This is a genomic window from Paenibacillus ihumii (assembly GCF_001403875.1).
GTDB classification, from domain to species: domain Bacteria; phylum Bacillota; class Bacilli; order Paenibacillales; family Paenibacillaceae; genus Fontibacillus; species Fontibacillus ihumii.
The window spans coordinates 2,159,047-2,182,660 of record NZ_LN884299.1 but is presented as its reverse complement, the minus strand read 5'-3'; the positions used below and the strand labels follow the sequence as shown (position 1 = coordinate 2,182,660).

At 44.1% G+C, this 23,614-nt stretch carries 23 protein-coding genes and 1 pseudogene; 15 read left to right on the top strand and 9 right to left on the bottom strand.

Annotated features, from left to right (window positions below):
- Positions 1–114: 114 nt before the first annotated feature.
- Genes BN2762_RS17305 through BN2762_RS17295 form a run of 3 tightly spaced genes read left to right on the top strand, consistent with a single transcriptional unit; the run spans position 115 to position 3,182 of the window.
- Entirely contained in the window at positions 115–1,269 is a 1,155-nt protein-coding gene (locus BN2762_RS17305) for a type III polyketide synthase (RefSeq protein ID WP_055108153.1), read from the top strand.
- Positions 1,259–2,014 carry a methyltransferase domain-containing protein gene (locus tag BN2762_RS17300; protein ID WP_055108152.1) on the top strand — a complete coding sequence of 252 codons (756 nt, stop codon included), beginning with the start codon at positions 1,259–1,261 and terminating at the stop codon, positions 2,012–2,014. The genes BN2762_RS17305 and BN2762_RS17300 overlap by 11 nt, the downstream gene beginning before the upstream one ends.
- Positions 1,989–3,182: an NAD(P)/FAD-dependent oxidoreductase gene (locus BN2762_RS17295; RefSeq protein ID WP_074048647.1), complete on the top strand. Its 1,194-nt coding sequence runs from the start codon at positions 1,989–1,991 to the stop codon at positions 3,180–3,182. Before BN2762_RS17300 ends, BN2762_RS17295 begins: the two co-directional genes overlap by 26 nt.
- 111 nt (positions 3,183–3,293) lie before the next feature.
- On the opposite strand, the gene BN2762_RS17290 is transcribed toward BN2762_RS17295, so the two are convergent.
- Positions 3,294–3,827: a CueP family metal-binding protein gene (locus BN2762_RS17290; protein ID WP_055108151.1), complete on the bottom strand. Its 534-nt coding sequence runs from the start codon at positions 3,825–3,827 to the stop codon at positions 3,294–3,296.
- 427 nt (positions 3,828–4,254) lie between these two features.
- On the opposite strand from BN2762_RS17290, the gene BN2762_RS17285 reads away from it, so the two are divergent.
- Together BN2762_RS17285 and BN2762_RS17280 are read left to right on the top strand one after the other, a co-directional pair.
- Positions 4,255–5,343: a hypothetical protein gene (locus BN2762_RS17285; RefSeq protein WP_055108150.1), complete on the top strand. Its 1,089-nt coding sequence runs from the start codon at positions 4,255–4,257 to the stop codon at positions 5,341–5,343.
- A 313-nt stretch (positions 5,344–5,656) separates the two neighbouring features.
- Positions 5,657–6,085, top strand: coding sequence for an SRPBCC family protein (locus BN2762_RS17280; protein ID WP_055108149.1), 429 nt, complete (start codon positions 5,657–5,659; stop codon positions 6,083–6,085).
- A gap of 121 nt (positions 6,086–6,206) precedes the next feature.
- Here the strand turns inward: BN2762_RS17280 and nhaC are convergent, their stop codons facing one another.
- Positions 6,207–7,583, bottom strand: coding sequence for a Na+/H+ antiporter NhaC (nhaC, locus tag BN2762_RS17275; RefSeq protein WP_055108148.1), 1,377 nt, complete (start codon positions 7,581–7,583; stop codon positions 6,207–6,209).
- A gap of 231 nt (positions 7,584–7,814) precedes the next feature.
- Here nhaC and BN2762_RS17270 point away from each other — a divergent pair, with 231 nt between their 5' ends.
- Both BN2762_RS17270 and rarD read left to right on the top strand, forming a co-directional pair.
- Positions 7,815–8,336 carry an ankyrin repeat domain-containing protein gene (locus BN2762_RS17270; RefSeq protein WP_055108147.1) on the top strand — a complete coding sequence of 174 codons (522 nt, stop codon included), beginning with the start codon at positions 7,815–7,817 and terminating at the stop codon, positions 8,334–8,336.
- 145 nt (positions 8,337–8,481) lie between these two features.
- Entirely contained in the window at positions 8,482–9,360 is an 879-nt protein-coding gene (rarD, locus tag BN2762_RS17265) for an EamA family transporter RarD (protein ID WP_055108146.1), read from the top strand.
- Between the two features lie 80 nt (positions 9,361–9,440).
- Here the strand turns inward: rarD and BN2762_RS17260 are convergent, their stop codons facing one another.
- A complete protein-coding gene (locus BN2762_RS17260) occupies positions 9,441–9,914 on the bottom strand; it encodes a GNAT family N-acetyltransferase (protein ID WP_230202629.1) in 474 nt (157 codons plus the stop codon).
- 159 nt (positions 9,915–10,073) lie between these two features.
- On the opposite strand from BN2762_RS17260, the gene BN2762_RS17255 reads away from it, so the two are divergent.
- From BN2762_RS17255 to BN2762_RS17235, 5 genes are all read left to right on the top strand, one after another.
- Positions 10,074–10,892 carry a MerR family transcriptional regulator gene (locus BN2762_RS17255; protein WP_055108144.1) on the top strand — a complete coding sequence of 273 codons (819 nt, stop codon included), beginning with the start codon at positions 10,074–10,076 and terminating at the stop codon, positions 10,890–10,892.
- A gap of 90 nt (positions 10,893–10,982) precedes the next feature.
- Positions 10,983–11,489 (top strand): GNAT family N-acetyltransferase, encoded by a 507-nt coding sequence (locus tag BN2762_RS17250; RefSeq protein WP_055108143.1) that lies wholly within the window; start codon positions 10,983–10,985, stop codon positions 11,487–11,489.
- Positions 11,490–11,828: 339 nt separating this feature from the next.
- Entirely contained in the window at positions 11,829–12,275 is a 447-nt protein-coding gene (locus BN2762_RS26215; protein WP_222861092.1) for a LytTR family DNA-binding domain-containing protein, read from the top strand.
- Positions 12,276–12,288: 13 nt separating this feature from the next.
- On the top strand, positions 12,289–12,717 hold the full coding sequence (locus BN2762_RS17240; RefSeq protein WP_055108141.1) for a DUF3021 family protein: 429 nt from the start codon (positions 12,289–12,291) through the stop codon (positions 12,715–12,717).
- Between the two features lie 171 nt (positions 12,718–12,888).
- Positions 12,889–14,193: an alpha/beta hydrolase family protein gene (locus BN2762_RS17235; protein WP_055108140.1), complete on the top strand. Its 1,305-nt coding sequence runs from the start codon at positions 12,889–12,891 to the stop codon at positions 14,191–14,193.
- Between the two features lie 436 nt (positions 14,194–14,629).
- Here the strand turns inward: BN2762_RS17235 and BN2762_RS17230 are convergent, their stop codons facing one another.
- The 6 genes from BN2762_RS17230 to BN2762_RS17205 all read right to left on the bottom strand — a co-directional run bounded on the left by BN2762_RS17230 (position 14,630) and on the right by BN2762_RS17205 (position 21,130).
- Positions 14,630–14,806: a DinB family protein gene (locus tag BN2762_RS17230; RefSeq protein ID WP_083484977.1), complete on the bottom strand. Its 177-nt coding sequence runs from the start codon at positions 14,804–14,806 to the stop codon at positions 14,630–14,632.
- A 263-nt stretch (positions 14,807–15,069) separates the two neighbouring features.
- Complete coding sequence (locus BN2762_RS17225) at positions 15,070–15,525, bottom strand: DinB family protein (protein ID WP_055108139.1); 456 nt, start codon at positions 15,523–15,525, stop codon at positions 15,070–15,072.
- Between the two features lie 122 nt (positions 15,526–15,647).
- Positions 15,648–16,874 carry a copper amine oxidase N-terminal domain-containing protein gene (locus tag BN2762_RS17220; RefSeq protein ID WP_055108138.1) on the bottom strand — a complete coding sequence of 409 codons (1,227 nt, stop codon included), beginning with the start codon at positions 16,872–16,874 and terminating at the stop codon, positions 15,648–15,650.
- 234 nt (positions 16,875–17,108) lie between these two features.
- Entirely contained in the window at positions 17,109–17,729 is a 621-nt protein-coding gene (locus BN2762_RS17215; RefSeq protein WP_055108137.1) for a class I SAM-dependent methyltransferase, read from the bottom strand.
- A 12-nt stretch (positions 17,730–17,741) separates the two neighbouring features.
- The gene (locus BN2762_RS17210) at positions 17,742–19,985 is read right to left on the bottom strand and encodes a heavy metal translocating P-type ATPase (protein ID WP_055108136.1); all 2,244 of its coding nucleotides are present in this window, start codon (positions 19,983–19,985) and stop codon (positions 17,742–17,744) included.
- A 170-nt stretch (positions 19,986–20,155) separates the two neighbouring features.
- Positions 20,156–21,130 (bottom strand): arsenic resistance protein, encoded by a 975-nt coding sequence (locus tag BN2762_RS17205; RefSeq protein WP_055108135.1) that lies wholly within the window; start codon positions 21,128–21,130, stop codon positions 20,156–20,158.
- 189 nt (positions 21,131–21,319) lie between these two features.
- Between BN2762_RS17205 and BN2762_RS17200 the strand changes: the two genes are divergently transcribed.
- From BN2762_RS17200 to BN2762_RS17190, 3 genes and pseudogenes are all read left to right on the top strand, one after another.
- A complete protein-coding gene (locus tag BN2762_RS17200) occupies positions 21,320–22,324 on the top strand; it encodes a flavin-containing monooxygenase (protein WP_055108134.1) in 1,005 nt (334 codons plus the stop codon).
- Positions 22,325–22,422: 98 nt separating this feature from the next.
- On the top strand, positions 22,423–22,794 hold the full coding sequence (locus tag BN2762_RS17195) for an ArsR/SmtB family transcription factor (RefSeq protein ID WP_055108133.1): 372 nt from the start codon (positions 22,423–22,425) through the stop codon (positions 22,792–22,794).
- 69 nt (positions 22,795–22,863) lie between these two features.
- Positions 22,864–23,309, top strand: a pseudogene (locus tag BN2762_RS17190) (glycosyl hydrolase); the annotation flags it as partial.
- Positions 23,310–23,614: the final 305 nt, after the last annotated feature.

Below are 23,614 nucleotides of genomic sequence, written 5' to 3'. Positions count from 1 at the left end.
GGGCTGTGTTTTGTCATGTTCATAAGATGGGTAAGCTGATGAGAACGGCTCTGGATGAACTTGATATACCGTGAAGTTGAAGCCGTAAACGTATATTAAGGAGGCAATGATGCAATGGCAGCTGTAAGACCAATGATTGCTATCACAGGAATCGGTACCGCGTTGCCGCCCTATCGCATGGACCAGGCTGACACGACACGACGGATTGTTGATGCGCTGAGCAGTAACCCGGATTCGGCCCGTTGGGCCAGAAGAATATTTAAGCAATGCGGTGTCGAGAGCCGGTATACATGCGAGCCGGAACTGCTTCTAGAAGCTTCAGCATGCCGTTACATGCCGCAAGAAGATCGTTCGAAAGTGCCCTCAACGGCAGAACGGATGGCGGTCTATAAGCGAGAATCCGTCCCCCTTGCTTTAACTGCGGCGAGAGCGGCCTTGGCGGATGCGAAGATAGATGCCAAGCAGATCACGCATCTGATCACGGTTAGCTGCACCGGGCAATTCCTTCCGGGCATCGATGCGGCCTTGGTTCAAGAGTTAGGGCTTGTGTCTTCGGTTATGCGAATCCCGCTCACGTTCATCGGATGCGCAGCCGGAATGAAGGCGATATGTTTGTCGAAGCAGCTCGTGTCCGGAGACCGGAACGCGAATGTATTGATTGTGTGTGTGGAATTGTGCACCCTCCATATTCAGCCTTCCGGGGATCGGGAGGCTTTGTTCGGCGCATCTTTCTTCGGCGATGGAGCTTCGGCTTGCGTAATTGGTGCGGCATCTTCGCAGCATCAGCATGTTTACCAGCTTGGTGATGATCGTTCGGTGCTGCTGCCTGAGAGCGCCGATGAAATGATTTGGGAGATCGGCAATGATGGGTTTGACCTATATTTGTCCCCGAATATTCCAAGATTGATTGGCGATTATGTTCCTGCAGAAGCAGCGCATCTTGGTGGTGACAAGCCTCCCGAATTATGGGCGATTCATCCGGGTGGCAAAGGCATTGTCGAAGCGCTGCAATCGAAATATGGTCTGAGGGATGAACAGGTTGCGCCAAGTCTCGGTGTCCTGCGGGATATTGGAAATGTGTCCTCTGCCACGATTTTGTTCGTTATGAAGAAAATGAGGGAGCAGCTGCAGGAGCAAGGAACGGAGCGGGCATCCGGAATTGCGTTAGCCTTCGGCCCAGGGTTGACGGCAGAGATGATCAATATTACTTATGTTGCTTCCAGCGTGCCATCCAAACGCCGCACGGAGAATGCGCATTATGTTTCCTAAGCTGCATCGGCGGGCATCGGCGGCTGAGCTCATGGACGATTTCACAAGTGGAGGCGAGGAGCTTCGCGAGGCCCTGCGGGAGCTTCGCCGCTTGAATCGGCTGTTCGCGGCAAGCGCGCCAACGCTATACGGAATTAAGCAGCTGTGGCGGGCGGCGGGCAAGCCAAAGCAGTTGTCCATTACGGACGTCGGAGCTGGATCCGGGGATGTGAATCGGCGCGTTCTGCAGTGGGCAACTCGGCAAAACATTGCCATGATGATCACGTTAGTCGATATGACGGAAGAGGCCTGCGCCGAAGCGCGCCAATTGTATCTTAATGAGCCGCGCGTTCAGGTCATACGCGGCAATTTGTTTAGGCTCCCTGATGCAGGAGCGGATATTGTGACAGGCACACAACTGCTGCATCATTTTTCAGAGGAAGAGCTGCCCCATGCCGTTACAAGCATGCTGCGGGCGGCCCGGCTTGGCGTTGTGGTGAATGATATCCATCGGCACTGGATCGCTTGGACGGCGGTATGGCTTGCGACCCGGGTGATTTCATTGAACAGGTATATCTTGAATGACGGCCCTCTATCCGTGGCTAAAGGCTTCCGCTCGCAGGATTGGAAGCGCCTGAAGCAGGCGATGGGAATCCATCAGCTCATGTATTCCTGGAGACCGTTGTTCCGTTATGCAGTAGTGATCGGTAAGCCAGATTCATATTTAAGCGGACAAGCGGATGGAGCTGATCGGATTGGAGTATGAGGTGGATGCCGTCGTTCTCGGGGGAGGCATCTCGGGAAGCTGTATCGCTAAGGCACTTGCGGGTAAGCAGTGGGAGACGGCCTTGATCGACCGGCGGAACTTCCCGCGTCATAAGGTGTGCGGGGAATTTCTTTCGCCAGAAGCCCAAAGCACGCTGCGCGCTCTTGGTTTGACCGAGACGGTCGCATCTCTTCATCCGACGCGGATTGAACGGGCTAAGCTCATCTTCGAGCAGGGCGGTGAAATCGAGCTTCCGATCCCTGGCGCTGCCTGGGGACTTAGCCGATACATGATGGATGAGGCGCTGCATACAACCGCGATGCAGACTGGAGCACAGCTACACCTATCTACAACGGTTACTGGGATTGAGCAGCACGAAAAAGGGTATACCGTTCGAGCTAGGCAGGGGGCGGATGTAAAACTGTTCCATTCCAGGGCTGTTATTGCGGCCTGGGGAGCCAATGCGCGGATGGCGAATGCAGGGCAAGGACACCGTCCGGATGCAGCCGCTTCGTGCCAGCAAGCCTACATTGGTGTTAAAACCCATTATGCCGGTTTAAAGATGGAACCAGTGATTGAGATGTACTTCTTCCAAGGGGGATACTTAGGTTTATGTCCGGTTGAGGATGGCAGCGTGAATGCTGCGGCGCTGCTTAACCGTAGCGAATTTGTGAAGGCGGGCAAATCGGTGTTGTCCATTCTGGAAGCGGCGATTGAGCGCAACCGGAGACTCGCCGAGCGGCTTGCAACGGCTGTGCCCGTCCATGATACGCAAGCTGCCATCGCTCCCGTCTATCTTCAGCGCAAGCCCTCGCCATGGGATGGGCATCCTCGCATAGGCGATGCTGCCGCGATGATCGCTCCGCTGAGCGGGGACGGAATGTCCATGGCGCTGCGCTCGGCTGCATTATGCGCTCCGCTCGCCGACGCTTTTTTGCGGGGAAGCATTTCTTTAATGGAATGGGAACATCGCTATACGCAGGCGATCCAGCAGGAATTCGCCAGCCCTTTAAGATGGGGCAGCCTGCTGCAATGGCTCATGAACAAGCCTGCCGTTCAGCAGCTTCTGCCAAGCGCGGCCCGGCTCGCGCCTCTGCTGGCAAACGGTTTATTTCGAGCGACCAGATTGAAACCGCTGGAGCCGCTGGAATTTCATACGAAATACTGACTGTTCGAACGATATATACCGCTATATGGCCTCTTTTAAGTTTGTTTAACTTGGGAGAGGTTTTTTGCTGCAAACATAGTTAAGGCTGGAGTGATTGAAAATACAATATTTTTATGTCAATTGCATGGTTGTAATGCATGTATTGTCACTTTCAAACGTTGAAAACTTGGATTTCACAGTTTTCTCATTTTCGGTAATTGAGATATGATATTCTTTATCTCTCGGCAGCCATAAATCAATAAATCCATGGGAATTTGACGTTAATTTTTCATCTTTTATAACGTTTCCTTCGCTATCTTCAATATATATCTCAAACTCTTTATTTACCAATTCTCCTCGGCAACCAGTCAAGCTATGGGCAGCACAAGGATGTGTTTGTTCAATATATGGTGCAATCGAAACAAAGAACTCGTCTTTCGGCAATGCATAGGTTAACCGACTATTATTCTGGTTTGTAACTATTAGCTGTGTGGAAGTTATTGAAGCAGTTTGGTCTTCTATATTACCATTACTATAATCACTAACTAACTGTTTAATATCTGCGTTACTTTCTATCAGCCCTTTGTTATTTTCTGGCTGTTGGCTTATACAACCACTTAATACAATAATTGAGATAACGCTAATAAAGAACAATTGTTTTCTCATTAAATTACTCCCCCCATTTTTCAAATTATTCATAAATTGCATAAGCACCATAAATTGTATATATATCATTGTTGGCATTTAGTAAGTGATTTACATCACTCACAAGCAGCCGAGCTCGGCGTTACGGGTAAAACAAAGTAATAGATAGGAATAAGATATCAAATTTTTAAAGCGATGTGTTTTATCAATGAATCTGTCGAACGACAAGAACATTGTTACATTCCCGATATGATCTCATCGGCAGTTGGCAAGTTGAAAAGAATTTTAGTTAAAACACGGGCAGGATAGTTAAAAAGTTTCACGAATATCCTAGATATGACATTTTTTACGAAGTCTATCCCGTAGTAACGAAATATAGGGTTAACTGGCGAAGCATATTCATAAATACCTCACAATAAAAATTAAAAATCAGAAGGGAATGTATAGAGTGACCTATGTGATCGGCTGGAGGGATGAGCATAATGTCTATATGATCGCAGACTCCGCTCTCTCTAGTGTAAGCCAGAGCCAGGATCGAACCCAAACGAGTTTTGGAGAAATAGAAAAGACATATCACAATTATATGGTGAAGGAAGGGGCGCTTAAGCTCTCTATTCTTCATCAGGAGTATTTGATCTCTTATGCAGGAATGATGCCGAGTATCTATTCCGCATTAGAATTTATACAACAAAATTTGGAGCTGGGACTTACGATCTACGAGGTATTGACATACCTCTCTAACTCTTTCACTTCTGACGAGTATAAGCTTCTGATCGGCTTCTATGATGAGCGCCCCATACTTCTGCATTATGATGGGAAAGAGACGACGGAGCATGATATCGTACAACTGGGTAGCGGTGCCGTTCTATTCGGAGATCTCTTCATTAGGTTTATTCAGAAACACTTGCAATCAGGTGATCCGAGCTGGAAGTTAGTAACCATGATCAGTTATATTCAGTGTCAGTCCATTATGGATGGTCTTATTGAATATGGTGTGGGAGGGAATTTTGCTGGAGCGCGTGTGTGTCATGAAGGAATTCATTGGTGTAGTGATATGACGTACTGTCTGTATGAAGATGATCTAGCTATGGTACGCACTGTGACTGTTATGGCAAGAAATAACTGTATATTTGTGTCCACAGATTATAAGACAAAATCCCCCAACAATATTTTTTTTGGATGGAACTTGAATGATGAGGAATTTCTAGAGAATTGGAAGAAGCATGGTCTCTCCATGCTAGATGATCTTAAAAGTGATTTTTATATTTTCTATAGTCCAGTAAGGCAAAATCTACGGATTATCTATTGCAATAAGAAGGTCCAGAATGATTATTTCCGACTGTGGGTGAAAAACACCGATGAGCAGCTGCATTCCTTCCTGGCGCTCAGTGAAAAGCTGGGGGAGGAATTAAAGGCACCGAATAGCATTGGTTTTTTGATGGCTACTCCTTTTCCGTATATGACGAGGAAGGATTATGTCATTAGATTCAATGATCAGGCAATAGTGCCTGATTATGAGGATGAAGGTTATAGGTAAGTGGGGGGAATATGGCTTAACAACTTATTGAAGACTAAAAAACTGACCGACGTTCGACGGGTCAGTTTTTTTAACCTATTGCAGCATAAATTTATGCATTCGTTCAAAAACTCAGTTTTGCCCATGACAGGGTCCATAAGCCCCCTTAGTATCTCCTGATGTTGATCAAAAAGTATCTGAAAAGCGGAGTTATTCAGCCCATAGTAAGGCTATAACTGCAACTGCAACAAAGCAATCCAAAAGAAACTATTACATTCATCATATGTTATCATAAGCATCAAACAACATTATTGCAGTTAGAAAGGAGTAAGGCATGGCAAATATCGAGCATTTGCAAACCGTACATGTTCCAGCGTCGAAGGTTTATGAAGCTTTAACTACTGCTGAAGGACTGTCGCAAATATGGACTAATGAACTCATTGTTCATCATCAGATTGGCTTTATTAATGAATTTCGATTTGGCAGCAATGACATAACTAAGATGAGAATAGATGAATTAATTACTAATAAAAAGGTCGTTTGGGAGTGTATAGATTCAGATCCAGAATGGATTGGTACGATGATTTCCTTTGATATTCAAGAGAAGAACGGGAAGTCTTTTATTACTTTGCGTCATACGAACTGGAAAGAAGTAACACCATTTTATCGCTCCTGTAATTACAATTGGGCTATTTTCCTTTATAGTCTCAAATCCTATTGTGAAGATGGCGAAGGTATCCCCTATCATAAACGTAAATTTTAATCATTTATGCTATACTGCTCATTTATACTAACGGGGCAGTATTAGAATTGTTAACATAGCCATTACTTTAAAGGTACAAGTTCTTGTCTTGAAATAAGAACAAGAACCTGTACCGATTTTATTACTTACTTTTTCCCAGCGAACTCCGCTGTAATTGCGGGATCAGGGCAAAGCCGAAAGTGATGATCGGACTTAGCCATAGGAATGTAGCGAATGGGGCATATTCAGGAACCGGAACCCCAAGGGTCGCAGCGAAAAAAGCTCCGCTGACGCCCCAGGGTATCAGAGGATTGACGAGTGTTCCGCAATCTTCCAAAGTTCGTGACAGGGTTTTGGCCGGAATTTGTCTACGGCTATATTCCTCCTTAAACATTTGGCCCGGCAGCAGGATAGATAAATACTGCTCTCCTGTCATGCCGTTAACGGCGATTGAAGATGCACCCGTCATAAGAACAATGCTGCTGCTCCGTTTTAGCGGCTCAATCCACTTCCGGAACAAGGCTTCGATGACTCCGCAGTGTTGCAGCAATCCGCCTAATGATAAAGCAATCAAGATCAGTGACACGGACCACATCATCGATTGCAGGCCGCCTCGGTTCACGATCTCAGCTACAGTCTCATTCACGATGTTACTCTTATAACCGCTCTGCATCACACTAAACCAGTTATTCATAGAGGTGTCCTGCTGAACAAATGCCGTTATTAATAGTCCGGTAACAATGCCTACGACTAATGTGGGAAGGATAGGTATACGCTTTGCTGAGCAGGCAATGACCGCTAGGGGTGACAGCAGCGTTAACCAGTGAAGATGAAACCCGTCTTGCAATGACTCCTTGATAGGCTGAATAGAGCTCAAATCCATAGACCCGGTTGTCGGGATCAGAAGAAATAATATCGTTGTAACGATTAACGCAGGCACTGTTGTATACATCATATTACGAATATGGGTAAATAAAGAGATGCCGGCCACTGCAGGTGCAAAATTCGTTGTATCGGACAGCGGGGACATCTTATCCCCAAAACAGGCCCCCGAGATAATAGCCCCCGCTGCCAGAGGAAGTGAAATTCCCGTTGTCATGGCAATTCCCATCAAGGCAACACCGACTGTGCTGACCGTGGTGAACGAGCTTCCGGTGAACATCGATACAATGATGGTGACATATAACGCGCTCACTGCAAAATAATGAGGTTCAATATAATCCATTCCAAAATACAGTATGGTCGGCACTGTTCCGCTCATCATCCAAACCGCAATTAATATTCCAATAAGCGAAAGAATCAAGATCGGCATAATAGCGGATTGTATGCCTTGAATGAGAGAGGATTCAAGTTTGCCCCAGGAAAATCCGTATAAGCGCAATATGGCAGCAGTGCCGATCGTTGTGCCCAGAAGCGGGATATGAGGCTCTGCCTTGAATATAAAGATCGAAACAAACAGAAATGCAAGAATGAACACGATAAGAATAATACTTTGTGTAAAACTAAGACGTCTCTCCATGATGCTGAAGCTCCTTATACATGAGGTTAGTGATTGAAAATACGTAAGACCCTATACTCTTTCATCGCTTTTTTACTTCTATGCTTTTGGGCTTTTTTGCATTGAAGCACGTAGGTACTATAAACGATAAGATAAGATTGAGTCAATGATATAAAAATTAATTTCAGGTTTCTTCAGAAGCATTTCATCAAAGGGATCGCGGACAGAGCAGTTATGGGCTGAGGCTGATCTATGGATGGCACGACATATGCTACTCTAAGGCCCAAACAGAGGGATTTGGCTATGCTACTCTATAAATTAATCCTACACAATGTGATTGATGATAATGGAAATTCACCACTACATCTTAACGCAATTGGTAACCGTTATGAAGTAATTAAAGAGTTAATCGATAGAGGGGCTAATCCAAATGTAAGAGACAATAGGCAAAGAACTCCTCTTATGTTATCAAGCAATTTATCAGTTACAGACTGTTTACTCAAATATAAGGCAGATCCGAATCTACTAGATATATACGGTAACAGTGCATTATTAAATGCTCTTTATTTAAATGATAGTACTATCGTTGAATCCTTACTTAAGGCAGGGGCTGGCCCTAATTATAGGCTTTCTAAAGAAAAGAGTCCTTTAATCATTGCTGCTAAAAAAGGGAATAAGACAATTATTGAACTGCTAACCGGTTATGGTGCTTATTTTAATGGCCAAGAAGAGATGGATCGAGTTAATTATTTTCTCGTAACTACAAGGCAGTAGGAGAAGTTAGTTGAATTATCAGAGAATAATGGTTTTTGGACGATTCAGGCTGTTTACTAGGGCCAAAATATTAATCCCTTTACTTAAACGATGATCAAGGCGTATAATCCGTTAAGACATCGGAGTGAGAAGAGGGGAATTGAATATGAACAATGGGTTAGTCAATGCTATTATCGCGTATATCATGTGGGGGGTTCTCCCGCTTTATTGGAAATTGTTTAATGGTGTACCGGCGGGCGAGATTCTGTCACATCGGGTTGTCTGGTCATTCGTCTTCATGGGTATTCTCGTCGCCGTCCAGCGTCGCTGGGGTGACATAAAGCGGATTGCGGCTAGCCGCTCGCTCCTGCTGTCGCTCACCGCTAGCGGACTGCTGATCGCTGCTAATTGGCTCATCTTCATCTGGGCGGTCAACAACGACCATGTTGTCGAGACAAGTCTCGGCTATTATTTGAACCCGTTGTTGAATGTACTGCTTGCTGTTGTCTTCCTTCGTGAGAAGCCAAGTCGTGGCCAATGGCTCGCGATAGCCATCGCTGGCGCCGCGGTGCTCATCATCGCCATCGACTACGGACGGTTCCCATGGATCTCAATCACACTGGCTGCGACGTTTGGCCTGTATGGCCTCGCGAAGAAGAAGATCGGACAAGACGCTTCTGTAGGCTTGCTGTCGGAGACAGCTGTAGTCCTGCCTGTTGCGCTCGGCTACTGGATCTATTTGGCCGCCGTGGGAAAGACGACGGCATGGACGCTACCTGTGTCCACGTTAGTCGAACTGCTTCTTTCTGGCGTGGTAACAGCGCTACCGTTGCTTTTCTTTGCGCGAGCGGCTGCCCGGATGGCGCTGTCCACGCTCGGATTCGTACAATACATCGGGCCGACGATCATGCTGTTACTGAGCGTATTCGTGTTCAAGGAATCGGTCTCGCCGGTTCTTCTCATCGGCTTCGTGCTCATCTGGACAGCGCTTGCCGTATACGCTGCGGCATCGGTTCGCGGCACGAAACTAGCGAAGGCGCGCTGACGAAAAACACGTCCACCCGGTACCTTCATAACAGCCATTTCCTTCCGCTGGGGAGGAGATGGCTGTTTTCGTGTTTGGGGTTAACACTTAAAGTCGTAGACCTCCTGAAACAGGGTGTATCTAATTTTTTCGTATTGCGAATCCGTCAAAAGCTCTGGGTGACTCATGATATTCAAATGCAAAATGGGGTTACCTTCTCGTAGTGGAGGCTGGATATGATGATGACTATTTAAGTGAAATCCGAGCCGTTCGTAGAATCGAACTCTCTTCTGCTGCAACTCAGTTTCCGGGGGTTCGACTTCTAGTATAATTGGTAATTTGGATTGATCTATATATCGCCTCATTAATTTGTTTCCGACTCCCCTTCCACGAATCGTCGATGAGACTGCAATATTCTCTATATATCTAAAAAATTTAAATTCCCAACTACAGAGAAACGCGATCACCTCGTTATTATCATTTCTCTCGGTTAATAACCGATAGTACGGATTCGTTAGCAGCTTCTTTTGAGCTGAATATGTCCGGAATTCTGTAGTAGGAAAGGACTTTTCCATGATTTTGAATACTTGATCAAATGTTTTTTGTTGAATCAACTTCCTCACTCCTAATATCTGTGCTTTTATTAATGCCTTGCCAAGAATTACACTAAACTCTGGTACAATACTAGAGTCAAGTATTATAGCGAAATTTATTTTTGCAGAGGAGTAAGGCATATGAGGGACTATTATAAGATTAGCGAAATATCGAAACTATACGGCATTGGTGTTGATTCATTGCGCTATTATGAAGAGTTGGGTATATTACAACCGCGGCGAAACGCTAGTAATTATCGGATATATGGTCTTAATGATATATATAAGCTAAACATTATTCGGGATCTTCGTATGCTCGGCTTCTCTATGCAACAAATCAAAGAGTATCTCGATGACCAGCGTCTTGATAAGTCTTTGGCACTTTTGCATGAAGAGCAGAGGCTCTTACAAGCTCAAATAATGAAGCTACAACAAAAGAATCAGATGATTTATGAAAGGATACAAGCATTATCAGCAACATCAGAAGTCAGTACAGGTATTTTTAAAATAGAGAAAATGCCTGACCGCCCTTGTTTGAATTTTAATGCTAGGATTACGAGGGATGAAGAAATGGACTTCGCCGTAAAAAAGCTTCACTCGAAGCATGAGAACAAAATCCCTGATTTTGGGAACCAACTCTACGGGGCTTCTGTATTAGTTAATGAGCTTACTCCAGGTAAACCGGTGGTATTTGAATCTGTATTTTTTATTTTGAACCAAGATGAAAAGGAATATGATTTTGTACTTCCTGAAGGAGAATATTTGTCATATTACTACCGTGGAAGTTATCACCAGAGCGCTGACAGATTGCTGGATGTCATTAGGTATGTAAAAGAGAACAACCTACGAGCATTAGGGAACCCCTTTGAAATATACGAAGTTGATAATAGAGATACAATGCTAGAAGCGGAATTTTTAACACAAATTCAAATAAGGGTTGGTAAAATGTCATTGAAGTAATAGATAGCCTTGTGAACTAACGAGCAGTTTTGGATGGGGATTTATGGTAATATGTGGTTGTATACTTAGTCAATGAATGGAGGCCAGCTAATGAAGGTAAGAGAAGCATTTATTGAAGACGCAGAAGGAATTGCAACTGTACATGTTAATAGCTGGATGACAACTTATGCAGGTATCGTTTCGGATTCATACTTAGCTACTCTTTCCGTTGAAAATAGGACGAAGAGCTGGGTTTGGACATTTGAAAATCGAACAGAACATGAAAAAGTATTTGTTGCAGAAGACAATGACGGACGAATTGTCGGGTTTTCTTGTGGTGGTCGAAACCGAAATGAAGAATATTTGCATGACGGTGAACTTTATGCAATCTACTTATTAAAGGAGTTCCAAGGCATAGGTATTGGTAAATCACTCTTCAATTCAGTTGTTGAAACATTAAAAAATAATGGCTGCTCATCGATGATGCTGTGGGTATTAAAGGATAATCCATCTTTAGGGTTTTACAGCTCACAAGGCGGCCAACAAGTTGGTCAAAAGAAAATCACAATTGGGACGGATGATTTGGTCGAGATAGCTATTGGATGGGAGAGCATATAGCGTTTGAACTAACGTAAGACATTAGTTCAATAAATTGTCTTTTATGTCTCGTTATACGAACTGTCAAGGGACAATAACTTGTACCGTTTGCCGCAAAGGACAAAAGCTTGGGCCGATTAGCGATTTGAATATTTAAAAGAACGCTACAGAAATCAAGGCAAGCTAATGGATTATTTAGAGCACTAGGCGCGGGAAGAATGGGATGAGTTGCAGGAATTAATCGAAGACGTAAAATCATCACTTAATGACTATGTGTGAGGAACAACTAAGAAGCTTACGCGTTTTCGTTGTGTGATTCACGTTATAAACGTCAGCAAGTTTTAATTCGAATTTTCGAGGGTGATTTTTATCAAAATTTTCATCGAAGTAATAGACGATACAGAGGAAGAGGAGATCCGCATCAGGTGTCACCAAGTAGACGAAGAAATACATGAGCTCGTTAATAAAATAAAAACCGAAACACTCATTATACTTGGTTATCATGAGGATAAGATCAGCCGCATTAAAATTAGTGATATTTATTATTTTGAAGCTGTTGACGGAAAAGTGTTTGCGTATTGTAAGAACAACGTTCATGAAGTCAAACAAAAGCTTTATGAACTGGAGGAACTTTGCAAAGAGAAACATTGTTTTCGCGCCTCCAAATCCACCATTCTAAATATAGCCAAGATTTCTAGTATTCATCCGTCGATCAGCGGCCGTTTTCAAGCATTATTGGATAACGGGGAGAAGGTAGTCATTTCACGGCAGTATGTACCAATGCTTAAACACATGCTTGGATTATAAAAGGGGGATTTATATGAAGTATTCCGAGCTCATTAAAGAAATGATTAGAGATTTCTTAATTATATTCGCCTCCATCATTATAATCATCACTATTTTGCGGCAAATCTATGCTCCTGATGCAAGTTTCGAATTAAATACGATTTTTACAATTATGGCTTTCTCTTTTCTGGGTGCTTTGACCGGAATTATTTTATATACGCCGCATGCGATTAGCGAGAATAAAATGCGCCTTCGAGTGATTTTACATTTCTTTTTTCTGGAAGCTCTATTAATTTCTCTGGCTGTCCTATTGAATCTCGTATACGACACTTTCGACATACTATTATTGGCTTTGGAAATTGCCGCCGTATACGTTATCGTTCGCGTACTGACCTATAGGAATGACAAAAAGGAAGCTCAAAAGATCAATGAAAGACTAAGAGCATTTAAAAAAGAGGTTTAGAAGATATACACAAACCGCTCCTATCGTATTTGCAGCGTAAGTACATATCTTTGCGTTGTTTTTTACAACTTATTGCCTCTCAGCTACAGCTTATCGTTTGTGCGTATACACCTGTTCTTCCATTTATTATGATGAACTCATAAAAAGTCAGAGGAGGAGCAGAGAAGTCTTATGGAAATTTTAATACTTGTTGTTACGTTGGTCTTCGAGCTGGCCATTGCCGTTTATTCCATTGTAACCAAGCAAAGCCGCAGCAAGATAAAGAGTTGGACGAGAATCGCAATGTTTATAGGATTCATGATGCTGAGCTTGGGTAAAGTTGTCGTATGGGAGTACACTTGGGGACTGTTTGCAGGCTTGCTCTTTATATTAGCGTTCAAGGAAATGTTTTCGCTCCTGCGCAAGCAAACACACCCCCCGCGTTACAAAGCTTTCTCTACGTTATGGAAATTCCTTTTGTTAGCACTGACCGTCGTCGTTACCCTTGTTCCTGTTTTACTTTTTCCACAGCATAGGCTGCCGCAAGTGACAGGTCCGTATGCAGTGGCGACCGCGACTTACAGCTATGTGGATAAGAATCGGATCGAAGAATTTACAGATCAGGGAGACAATCGGTTTGTTAACGTGGAATTTTGGTATCCTGAACAGGCAGAAGGAACCTATCCTTTGCTTGTGTTCTCTCATGGAGCATTCGGTATAAAATCCAGCAACACTTCTACCTTTACAGAACTTGCGAGCCACGGTTATGTTGTCGTTTCGATTGACCATCCCTATCATTCTTTTTATACCGTTTCCGAGGATGGGAAGGTCGTGACGATTAATCCTGAGTACATGCAAGAATTCAACAATGCAAATAAAGGGGGTTATTCGCTTGGCGAGTATTTCGAGCTTAATCAAAAATGGATGAAATTGCGAACGGATGATATGGATTTTGTCATGGATACGATTCTGGAACAAGCCGAACAAAAAAAAGATCCTGTATATGAACGTATCGATACACAGAAAGTAGGCGTGTTCGGTCATTCGATGGGGGGAACGGCAAGCGTAGCACTGAGCAGGGAGCGCGATGACATTGACGCCGTAGTAAATATAGATGCTCCGTTTTTTAGTGAGCTTGTGTACGATAAAGTTACGAACGAATTAACTGCCAAATCCGAACCTTTCACCATCCCGCTTCTTAATGTTTACTCGGATGATGTGTGGATACAGCTCGACAGAAGTTCTTCGTATATAGCGAATAGTATTTCGAATAAAAATTTTAAAGGTGCATACAACGTTCATTTTAAAGGCGCAAAACATTTAAGTTTAACCGATCTACCTTTATTCTCGCCTATATTGGCAAACCTTTTGCAAGAAGGAAGAAGAGCTGATATCGATAAATACTATGTGATTGAAACTCAAAATGAGCTTATCCTTCGTTTTTTTGACTATGCTCTAAAGAATCAAGGTCAGTTTGCTCCAAAAGCGACGTATTAAGTATCTGTTCTATAAGTTAGGAAGAAGAATCTGTAAATTGAACCGTATTGATGTAAGGGGGTGATAAGGAGGAATTTTCAAGGAAGATAAGAATGAGTGTGAAAAAAATGGTATAAACAGAAAGAACATCGGATACCGCATGGATTTTTAGATAAGTATCTAACTATGATTCCATGCAATTTCATTAAGCAACAGATAGGGAAGTAGAATTGTAATTTATCTAAACTCAGAGAACATGTCAACTTGGTTTTTTGATGAGATTTTCGGGTAGCCGCTACAAGGGGTTATTGACTTACAGACATATGTACAAAATACGAGTTTTGTGAACATATATAAAAAAAACCACAATTTTGCTGGGATTGGATTACATTACATTTGTCATCGATCCCTGATACTTTAATGAGTTCGATTAATCAATTATTCAAACCATTAGGATTTAAGTTTTCTTTAACCATTTTCTAAGCTGATTGATATTCGCCTGATGATAACGGCTATGGTCAGCTATATGCCATAAACCCCAACGAACGGTTGCTTCCTTTTCATCTTCATGTCCAAAGGTTACAACCCTATCAAGGTCATCATCCGTTAATTGTGCGCATGTATCTTTCAACATGGTTATGACCTCGTTTAATTGGTTATAAGTGTATGCAATAACTCCCCCTGTAATCCATAAAGATTGTCATGCTCTTCCATGTGTCTCCTCCTTCATAAGAATTACAGAGCTGCTCTAACTTAAATAAAAAGCCCAGCCTTATATTGCTCTTATCCTAGGCTGGGTCGTATGTTCTCTGAGTTGTCATCCTGATTATACATTAATAACCATAATGCTGATAACCAGCATCAAATAATGACAGAGTAATGATGATTATTAGCCTGTTACAGCCTCGCGAACGTGATGTAATCGACTTGGACAGGCTCTGCTGATTCGATCCGAAGTGCCCGGTTGATCTGTCCCCGGTGATATTGCCCGTGTAAGAGGACCTGCAGCAGGATGTCCCGGACGGACGTTCGGAACGGAACCCCGCTCTGGTTCGCATAGTCGATCATCTCGTCCAACTCGGATTCCTTGAGCCCTTCGATATACACGCGATATTGCTCGGCGTTTTCTTCGAACATCGTCCGGATCGCTGCAAGGTCTTCCGCTTCCTCCCACAACGAATATTGCCCGCTCCCCTTGCCCTGCAATCGGGACAGCCAGACTCGTTCCGCGACTGCAACGTGCCGAACCAGCTTCAGAAGGTCCTTGTTCTCCGTCTCACTCTCCTCGATTGCGTCCAAGATGCGTTCGTCCGCCCAATACAGGTGATCCATCATGCACTTGATCGTCTTCATTCCGGGTTCCCCCTCTTTTTTTGGGTGAATTTGTAGTCTCGTAGAATTTGGCACTTCATCAGAATATTTAACTTTCCTATGCCAATAGCAACACAATTATCTCTCGTCGTTTTGCCGGCTTATTATTTCATATCCTGCCAGCCTTTGAAATCGTGAATAGCAAAGCCGGCATAGCTTGCGTAGCGCGCCAATTTATTATGGGCGGACTGAAGCTCCTTTTCCATCACTTCATTGCTCATGGAATAAAATGAGACCCGCGGCCCCTCTTCGCTTTTAACCGTTTCAACTGCAATAACAATTTTCTTCTTGAGCGTGGAGGCTTCTCTCAGCATGTCCTGTGCATTTTCCACAATTCCATTATCGCCTAACGCATGATTTCGATAATTCATGATGACGAGGCAATCGAACTTTTCCAGCATCCAAGCGCTCATACTGTATTTCTTCCCGGGAACATGAACCGTATTTAGCCAATACGGAACATCCATTGTAATTTTCAAGCCGCTGCCTTTGGTTTCTTTTTCGATCAGTCTCATATTGTCCATCCAGCTATCAAGAATCACCTTGTTGCCCTTTGACCATTCGTTAAGCGTATAAGGTTCAATATCGAAATGCAGTCCCGTGAAGCTTGCTTCCGGGTCAACAGAGGAATTATAGGTCTTAACCCATTCAATGAATCTTTGAATATCCTTCTGCCCAGACTTATAGACCCATTCGGGGCGCCCTCCAAGTGCTTCCACTAAAATTCCTTCGCTTTTAGCTTTTCGTATAAAATTCTCATATATCGTTGAATCAATATCTTTATTTACCTGAAGGTAAATAGATGTAACTCCCTTCATTTTTGCGAAGCTTATCATCTGCTCTTGATCCTGTTTGATGATGGGAGTGTCCCATATCCATGTTCCTTTTGGAACATTGCCGACAGAACTCATAATGCTCACCAGCTTATCCTTAGGCAGCCACTCTACATTTGCATGCAGAGCTTCACTTATAAAACGCAAAGGAACCATCGTACGGCCGTTTTTGAGCGTTGCCGCCCCTTCAATGTCTACTCTTTTTCCATTTACCAGTGCATGATGATCGCCAACCACCAAAATAACAGTGTCACGGTTAAGCGAAATTGTGATTTGCTTTAATTGTCCGTCCCATTTCGTAGCAGCCCCGAGCTTGTCGGATATAAGAGCAAGTGGAACCATCGTAAGGTTGGATCTCTGATCGACATAGGGGTGCTCATCCGGGAACTGTACGTCGCGCCCATCCACGGATAATCGGACTTCAGAAGCGTAGATGGCGGGGGTAAATGCAGCAAAACTTAGCATGATAGCTAACGTGCATACAAGCCGTTTTCTCATGGGTGATTTCCTCATCTTTTTTGAATTTGTTCTTTTTCTTACTGCGCACGCATTGTCACATAATGAGATTATACGGTATGTAATAATTGGCAACAAGGTCAGGATGACCTATGATGAAGTAGTTAAATTCTTCGTACTCCACGGCTGCCCAATGTTGATCTCCTTTATTTAAAGTTATAGCCAAGACTGGGTCCTCTCAATAAAAGGCACCATCTTGGCTATAAATACACAACTTTATTTTCGTTCAAGCACGATTTTGCGATACATATCCCCGAACATGGCTGGGCTGTCCTCTCGAATGTTCAGCCGTGCAAGGTGTGGTTTAAGGATTGCCTGGTAATTCCGGCCGATATCCGTGCCCAATATGGCTATAAGCGGCCGCAGCATTCGTATAATCAGCGGCATTTTCCCCTCCCCACCCTTGAACTTATCGAAAATGACGATGCTGCCTCGCTCCTTTGTAACTCGAACTAGCTCCGACATGCATTTGTGTTCGTCGGGAACGACCGACAAAATCAAGCTGGCGATCACCAGGTCGAAGGACTGGTCAGCAAATCGCAGATCCTGCGCATCCATCTCCAAAAACTGGATAGGCTCGTTTTCGCTTACTTTTGATTTCGCCTGTGCAAGCATCGCCGGCGAGAGATCGACAGCCGTGATTTCAAGCGTCTTTCCGAAGAAAAAACGCAGATCGGCCCCCGTCCCTACCCCAACCAGCAGGACGCGCTGGCCAGGTTCGAGAGCCAAATCAGAAAAGATCTTTTTTCTAGCCCGGGCGAATGGGCCTGCATTAAATAAAGCATCGTAAAACGGAGCCCCCGCCCGATAGATCAACTTATTCCAGCGATTGTCCATATCTCCAATCCTTTAAGCCAAATTAGGTTTGATCTTCAATACGCGCATGGCGTTCAACACAGCGAGCAGAGTAACGCCCACATCCGAGAACACCGCCTCCCACATCGTCGCAATTCCGAACGCGCCCAGGAGCAGGAAGACCGCTTTGACGACCAGTGCAAAAAGGATGTTCTGCCATACGATGCGCCGGGTTCTCTTCGCAATATGGATCGCGGAAGCCAGCTTGGATGGCTCGTCGGTCATAATGACGATATCAGCGGCTTCAATGGCTGCATCGGACCCAAGTCCGCCCATGGCTACGCCGACGTCGGCTCTGGCCAAAACCGGCGTGTCGTTAATGCCGTCGCCGACGAACACGATCTTTTCCTTTTTGCTCGATTTTTGGTGGTCGATCTTCTCTAGTTCTTCAACCTTATGCTGCGGCAGCAGTTCGGAGCGAACCTCGTCCACCCCCAACTTTTTACCAACCGCCTCCCCTACTGCCTTGATATCGCCCGTCAGCATGACGATCTTCTTCACGCCGAGATTTTTCAGTGAACGGATCGCCTGCGCCGAGTCCTCTTTGACCTCGTCGGCAATGACCAAATATCCGGCATACTGTTTGTCGATGGCAACATGCACGATGGTGCCCAGCTCGGATGGCGCGGCAAAATCAACATTTTCCCGGTTCATGAGCTTCGCGTTCCCGGCCAGAACCTCCTTGCCCTCGAACACTACCTGAATCCCGTGTCCAGATATTTCGTTGTAGCCTGAAAGCTGTTCTTCATTCAATTCCTGTCCATAAGCTTCCCTGATGGACTCCGCAATCGGATGGGTAGAGTGCATTTCGGCAAAAGCAGCTTGGCGCAGCAGCTCTTGTTCGGACCATCCATTTTGCGGATAAATGCCGTTTACTTTAAATTCACCTTTGGTGAGCGTTCCCGTTTTATCAAATACGACATACTTGACATCGTTCAATGCTTCCAGGTAATTGCTGCCCTTAACCAGGACGCCGTTCTTGGACGAAGCCCCTATGCCCCCAAAGAAGCCGAGCGGAATCGAAACCACTAGGGCGCAAGGGCAGGAAATGACGAGGAACACCAAAGCCCGGTACACCCAATCCGAGAAGGTCGCGCCGCTGAAGAGCAGCGGAGGCACAACGGCCAGCAATGTGGCGACAATGACGACAAACGGCGTATAGTAACGAGCAAACTTCGTTATAAAGTTTTCCGTCGGTGCCTTTTTACTGCTTGCGTTCTCCACCAGGTCCAAAATTTTGGCGACGGTCGATTCCCCAAATACCTTTGCGACCTCGATCGTCAGCACCCCGTTTTTGTTGATGAATCCGCTCAGCACATCATCCCCCGCAGCCACTTCGCGCGGCACGGACTCGCCAGTTAGTGCCGAGGTATCCATTGCTGAATTCCCCTCGATGACTTTACCGTCAAGAGGCACCTTTTCACCAGGCCGCACGACGATTAAATCGCCGATTCGCACTTCCTCCGGACTCACACGTTTGATATCGTCGCCCGTTTTTAAATTGGCAAAATCCGGTCTGATATCCATTAACGCGCTGATTGATTCTCGCGACCGGTTGACGGCAATGCTTTGGAACAGCTCGCCAACCTGGTAGAAGAGCATAACAGCTACGCCTTCGGGATACTCCCCAATCACAAAAGCGCCAACAGTCGCGATCGACATGAGGAAGTATTCGTCGAATACCTGACCCCTTACGATGTTCCTCAGCGCTTTAAAAACAATATCCCCGCCCACGATGAGATAGGACGCAATAAACAGAATGAGTTCCAGCTCCCGGCTCAGGGATAACGCAAACGCTGCCGCGCCGATGACAAGACCTGCGATCAACCGAGCAACCATGATTTTGACGCTTTGTGCTCCATGGTCATGGGAATGTCCGTGCTCATCATCTGCCGCTTCGGCTCCGTGGTCATGGCTGTGATTGTGATCATGGCTATGAACGTGATTATGTTTGGAGGATCCCCGCTTTGGGCTCCCCGCCTGCAATCCCGCCGCTCCGTATTCCAGTACTTTTATACCAGGCTCAAGTGTACGAATTTTTTTCTTCGTCTGCTCGAGAATGTCATCCGAGCGGTTAGCCGCCACCTCCATGGTCAATGTTTTATTTGCAAAATTCACCGAACAAGCGGAAACCCCGTCAATCTTCTGGACACCGTTTTCGATTTTCATAGCGCAATTCGCGCAATCCAGACCCTCTAGCACCAGCTTTTGTTTAACCGCAGAAGTACCCGTTCCCATTTGTTTATCTCACCTCATCAATAAAAGCCATACATGAACAACTGTTCATATATAGTATATTCCTTCTTTCTCACTGCTGTCAACATATTGCTTTATTTACCCTAATCCTGCGGTAGTTATCCAAAATTTTGACAAGATCATGTATCGTTAAAAAACAAAAAAAGCCGCAATCATGCGACTTTTAGATCTCGGTAAATAAAATTAGGCACAAATTTGATATATAATAGCTCCGCGATTAATTCAATAACGGTTTGAGTTACTATGACAGACGCTGCTATTGTGGCCTTCTCCCCTGGTAAGGTTAAGGCAAGCGGAAGCACTACAAGGGAATTGCGAGTTCCTGCACTAAAAATCAGGGCCCTGCCATCTGACGGCCCGATGCGAAACACCGATGAGATGATTCGCGAAATGAGTGGCGAAACGATATGGAATAATACATATATCGGGATCACAGCGATAATGACATCGAAATCCTTGACAACTCGATCCATTTGAGAGCCTAAGACCAAAAAGAGCACGAATGCCATTAGCGGCACGGGAAGCCACGCCGTAAAGTCCAATATTTTAAGGCCGCGAGCATGTTTTTTAGCTGATAACTGGACGGCCAAGGCCACGAATAAAGGGGCAATGATTAAATAAATAAAGGCTTCAATGAATGGAGCGATCCTTACGATTTGAGATGCCTCTTGACCCATGAATAGCCAAAGATAAAAAGGCAGCATAACCATCTGTATGACAAAAAGCACCGGAGTGGACGCAAGCATTAACCTCTCATTCCCTTTACCCAATTGAGTAAAAACAATGACATAGTCAATACATGGAGTTAGAAGTACTAAGCAGACTCCAATCAAAACCGGGCTTGGCTGAGGAAAAACCTGAATTAATATGTACACCAGCAAGGGAATAAAAATAAAGTTCACAATCAGTAAGGCTCCCATGAAACGTCCGTTAGAGAGTGCCTCCCTTAGCTTAAGAAAGGGAATTTGACAAAACATACTGAATAAAAGCACAGCAATCCCAAAGGAAACCATGGGTTCTAGAAATCCACCCGTTCGTGGACTTGCCCATCCCACAATCCCCCCAACAATTAAGGCTGCGGCGTACACGCTAATTTGATTCTTTTCTAAACTCTCCCTTGTAACCACTACCCGATCTCCTCTTTTTTATTCGGATTATATCACAAATAAAATGAGGGTGATTCCACAATCCATTGATTTGCTCTCTATCACCTCTTTGATATTTACATATGATCATTCATTCATATATAATGAATTATATTCCTTTATTTTTTTCCATGTCAAAGGGTAATTTAACATATTATAGGATGGTGGAAGATGTTTGACGTTGTCGTAATCGGTTCTGGACAAGCTGGCCTTGCTGCTGCATATTATCTAGGCAAGAGCAAATTAAAATATCTGGTTGTTGATAAAAACTCGGCCATAGGGGATTCTTGGCGGCAAAGATACGATTCATTAAAGCTTTTTACGCCCAGAATATATAGTTCTCTTCCAGGACTTTCATTGCATGGAGAAATAAATGGACTTCCCTCCAAGGTTGAAATAGCAGACTATTTGACTACATACAGAGAAAAACATGCTATTCCTGTACAATTAGAAACAGATGTCTATTCACTGGCAGCAATGGAGAATGGGTTTTTAATTGAAACTTCCAAGGGGCGGATAAGCTCAAAAAATATTGTTGTTGCAACCGGCCCATTTCAAACCCCTTATATCCCTTCTTTTCACGATAAAATACAGCATGAAATAGTTCAGCTTCATTCCTCATCTTATCGAAACAAGAAGCAGTTGAGGCCGGGCAACGTTCTTCTTATTGGAGCCGGGAATTCGGGAGCCCAAATTGCTGCTGAATTGGCTGATGACTTTGATGTATATGTATCGACTAGCGGGAAACTAGCCTTCAAGCCCTTATTCTTTATGGGAAAAAGTATATTTTACTACTACAATCTATTTGGCCTTTTGGATGCAGGACTTGAAAGTAAACGTGGAAAATGGCTCAAGCGACAGCCTGAGCAAATTTATGGACTTGAAATGAAGAAATTGATTTCTGAGAAAAAAATTTTTGAGGATGGTAAATCGATGAAAGTTGATAATATAATCTGGGCAACTGGATTCCGTCAAGATTTTTCATGGATAGATATTCCCGAAGTGTTTAATGATTTCAACCAAATTAACCATAAAAACGGCGTTTCAAATAGGCATGGATTATATTTTGTTGGTTTACCATGGTTAAGCAGCCGAGGTTCAGCTTTATTAGGATGGGTCAAAAACGATGCATACCATGTCGTAAATCATATCTTACAACCTCCTCGTGAACAATAATCCGGGTATAATCACCTGCTGTTTAATAGTAATCATTTCGTTTAAGTCCTTTTTTTTGTTATAATAATGGAAAAGATGCTAACAGAAAGGTGATTTTAATGACACAGTCTCTAAATTCTGCTGAGGAATGTGACACAACTTGCCTTGGATCGGATACAGATTTAAATACAATTAAGGCAGAGCTGATTGACGATCAGGCAGCTGTTCAATTTGCCGACTGGTTCAAAGCTTTCAGCGATCCAACTCGAGTGAAATTAATTAGTGCATTATTAAAAAGAGAGCTGTGCGTTCATGATTTGACGGTACTCTTAGGAATGGGGCAATCTGCGGTCTCTCATCAGTTAAGGTATTTACGAAATATGAGGATTGTAAAACGCCGGAAGGTCGGTAAAACCGTATATTATTCCTTAGATGATAATCATATTGAGCAGATATTTATACAAACTCTTCAGCACACAAATCATAGTTAATGATTAAAACAACCCCGACTGTCGTATAGGCAATCCGGGTTGTTTTGCTTTCATCTTTAAATGGATAGATTAAGAGAACAGCTGCAGATTCTGCAGGATAACCATGTGCCGGTTATTTTCCGTCCCTATCATGAGGCGGAGGGCAACGGCGGGTTGAACGGAGAAGGCGCGTGGTTCTGGTGGGCTTCGGCAGGCGCGGAGGTGTATAAACAGCTGTGGGATATGCTCTATACCGAACTTACGGAGACGTACGGCTTGCATAACTTGATCTGGACCTACAACAGCTACGTGTATCCCACTTCTCCCGCATGGTATCCCGGTGACGATCAGGTGATATCGTCGGCTATGATAAATACAATACGATCTACAACCGCCATGACGGTTTGTCGGGCGTGCCCAATGAGGATGCGATGACCTCGATTTTCTATCAGCTTGTGGATTTAACCGGCGGCACGAAAATGGTGGCCATGACGGAGAACGACACTGTCCCAAGCCTGCAGAATCTCATTGAGGAGTTTGTTTTATGAAGCCGTCGTTGATAATATCTCATTTTCTGCAGAGTTAATTTTCGTTTTTTCTCATCCTTCTGATATCTAACGATTTTTATGTTCGACTTCAGTGGAATCCCTCCTCTTTATCCATTCTACGGGCCATCTAGGGAATTGGCTAAGACATTTGACTATACTGGATGGCCCATTTGAATTGGAAATCCATCATCTAAGTTTACATAACAATTATTATGTAGTTTAAAATGCGAATAACTATCCAAATCTAAACAAAAAGGCTCCTAAAAAGATTAGGGACCTTTTTGCTTCTTAGT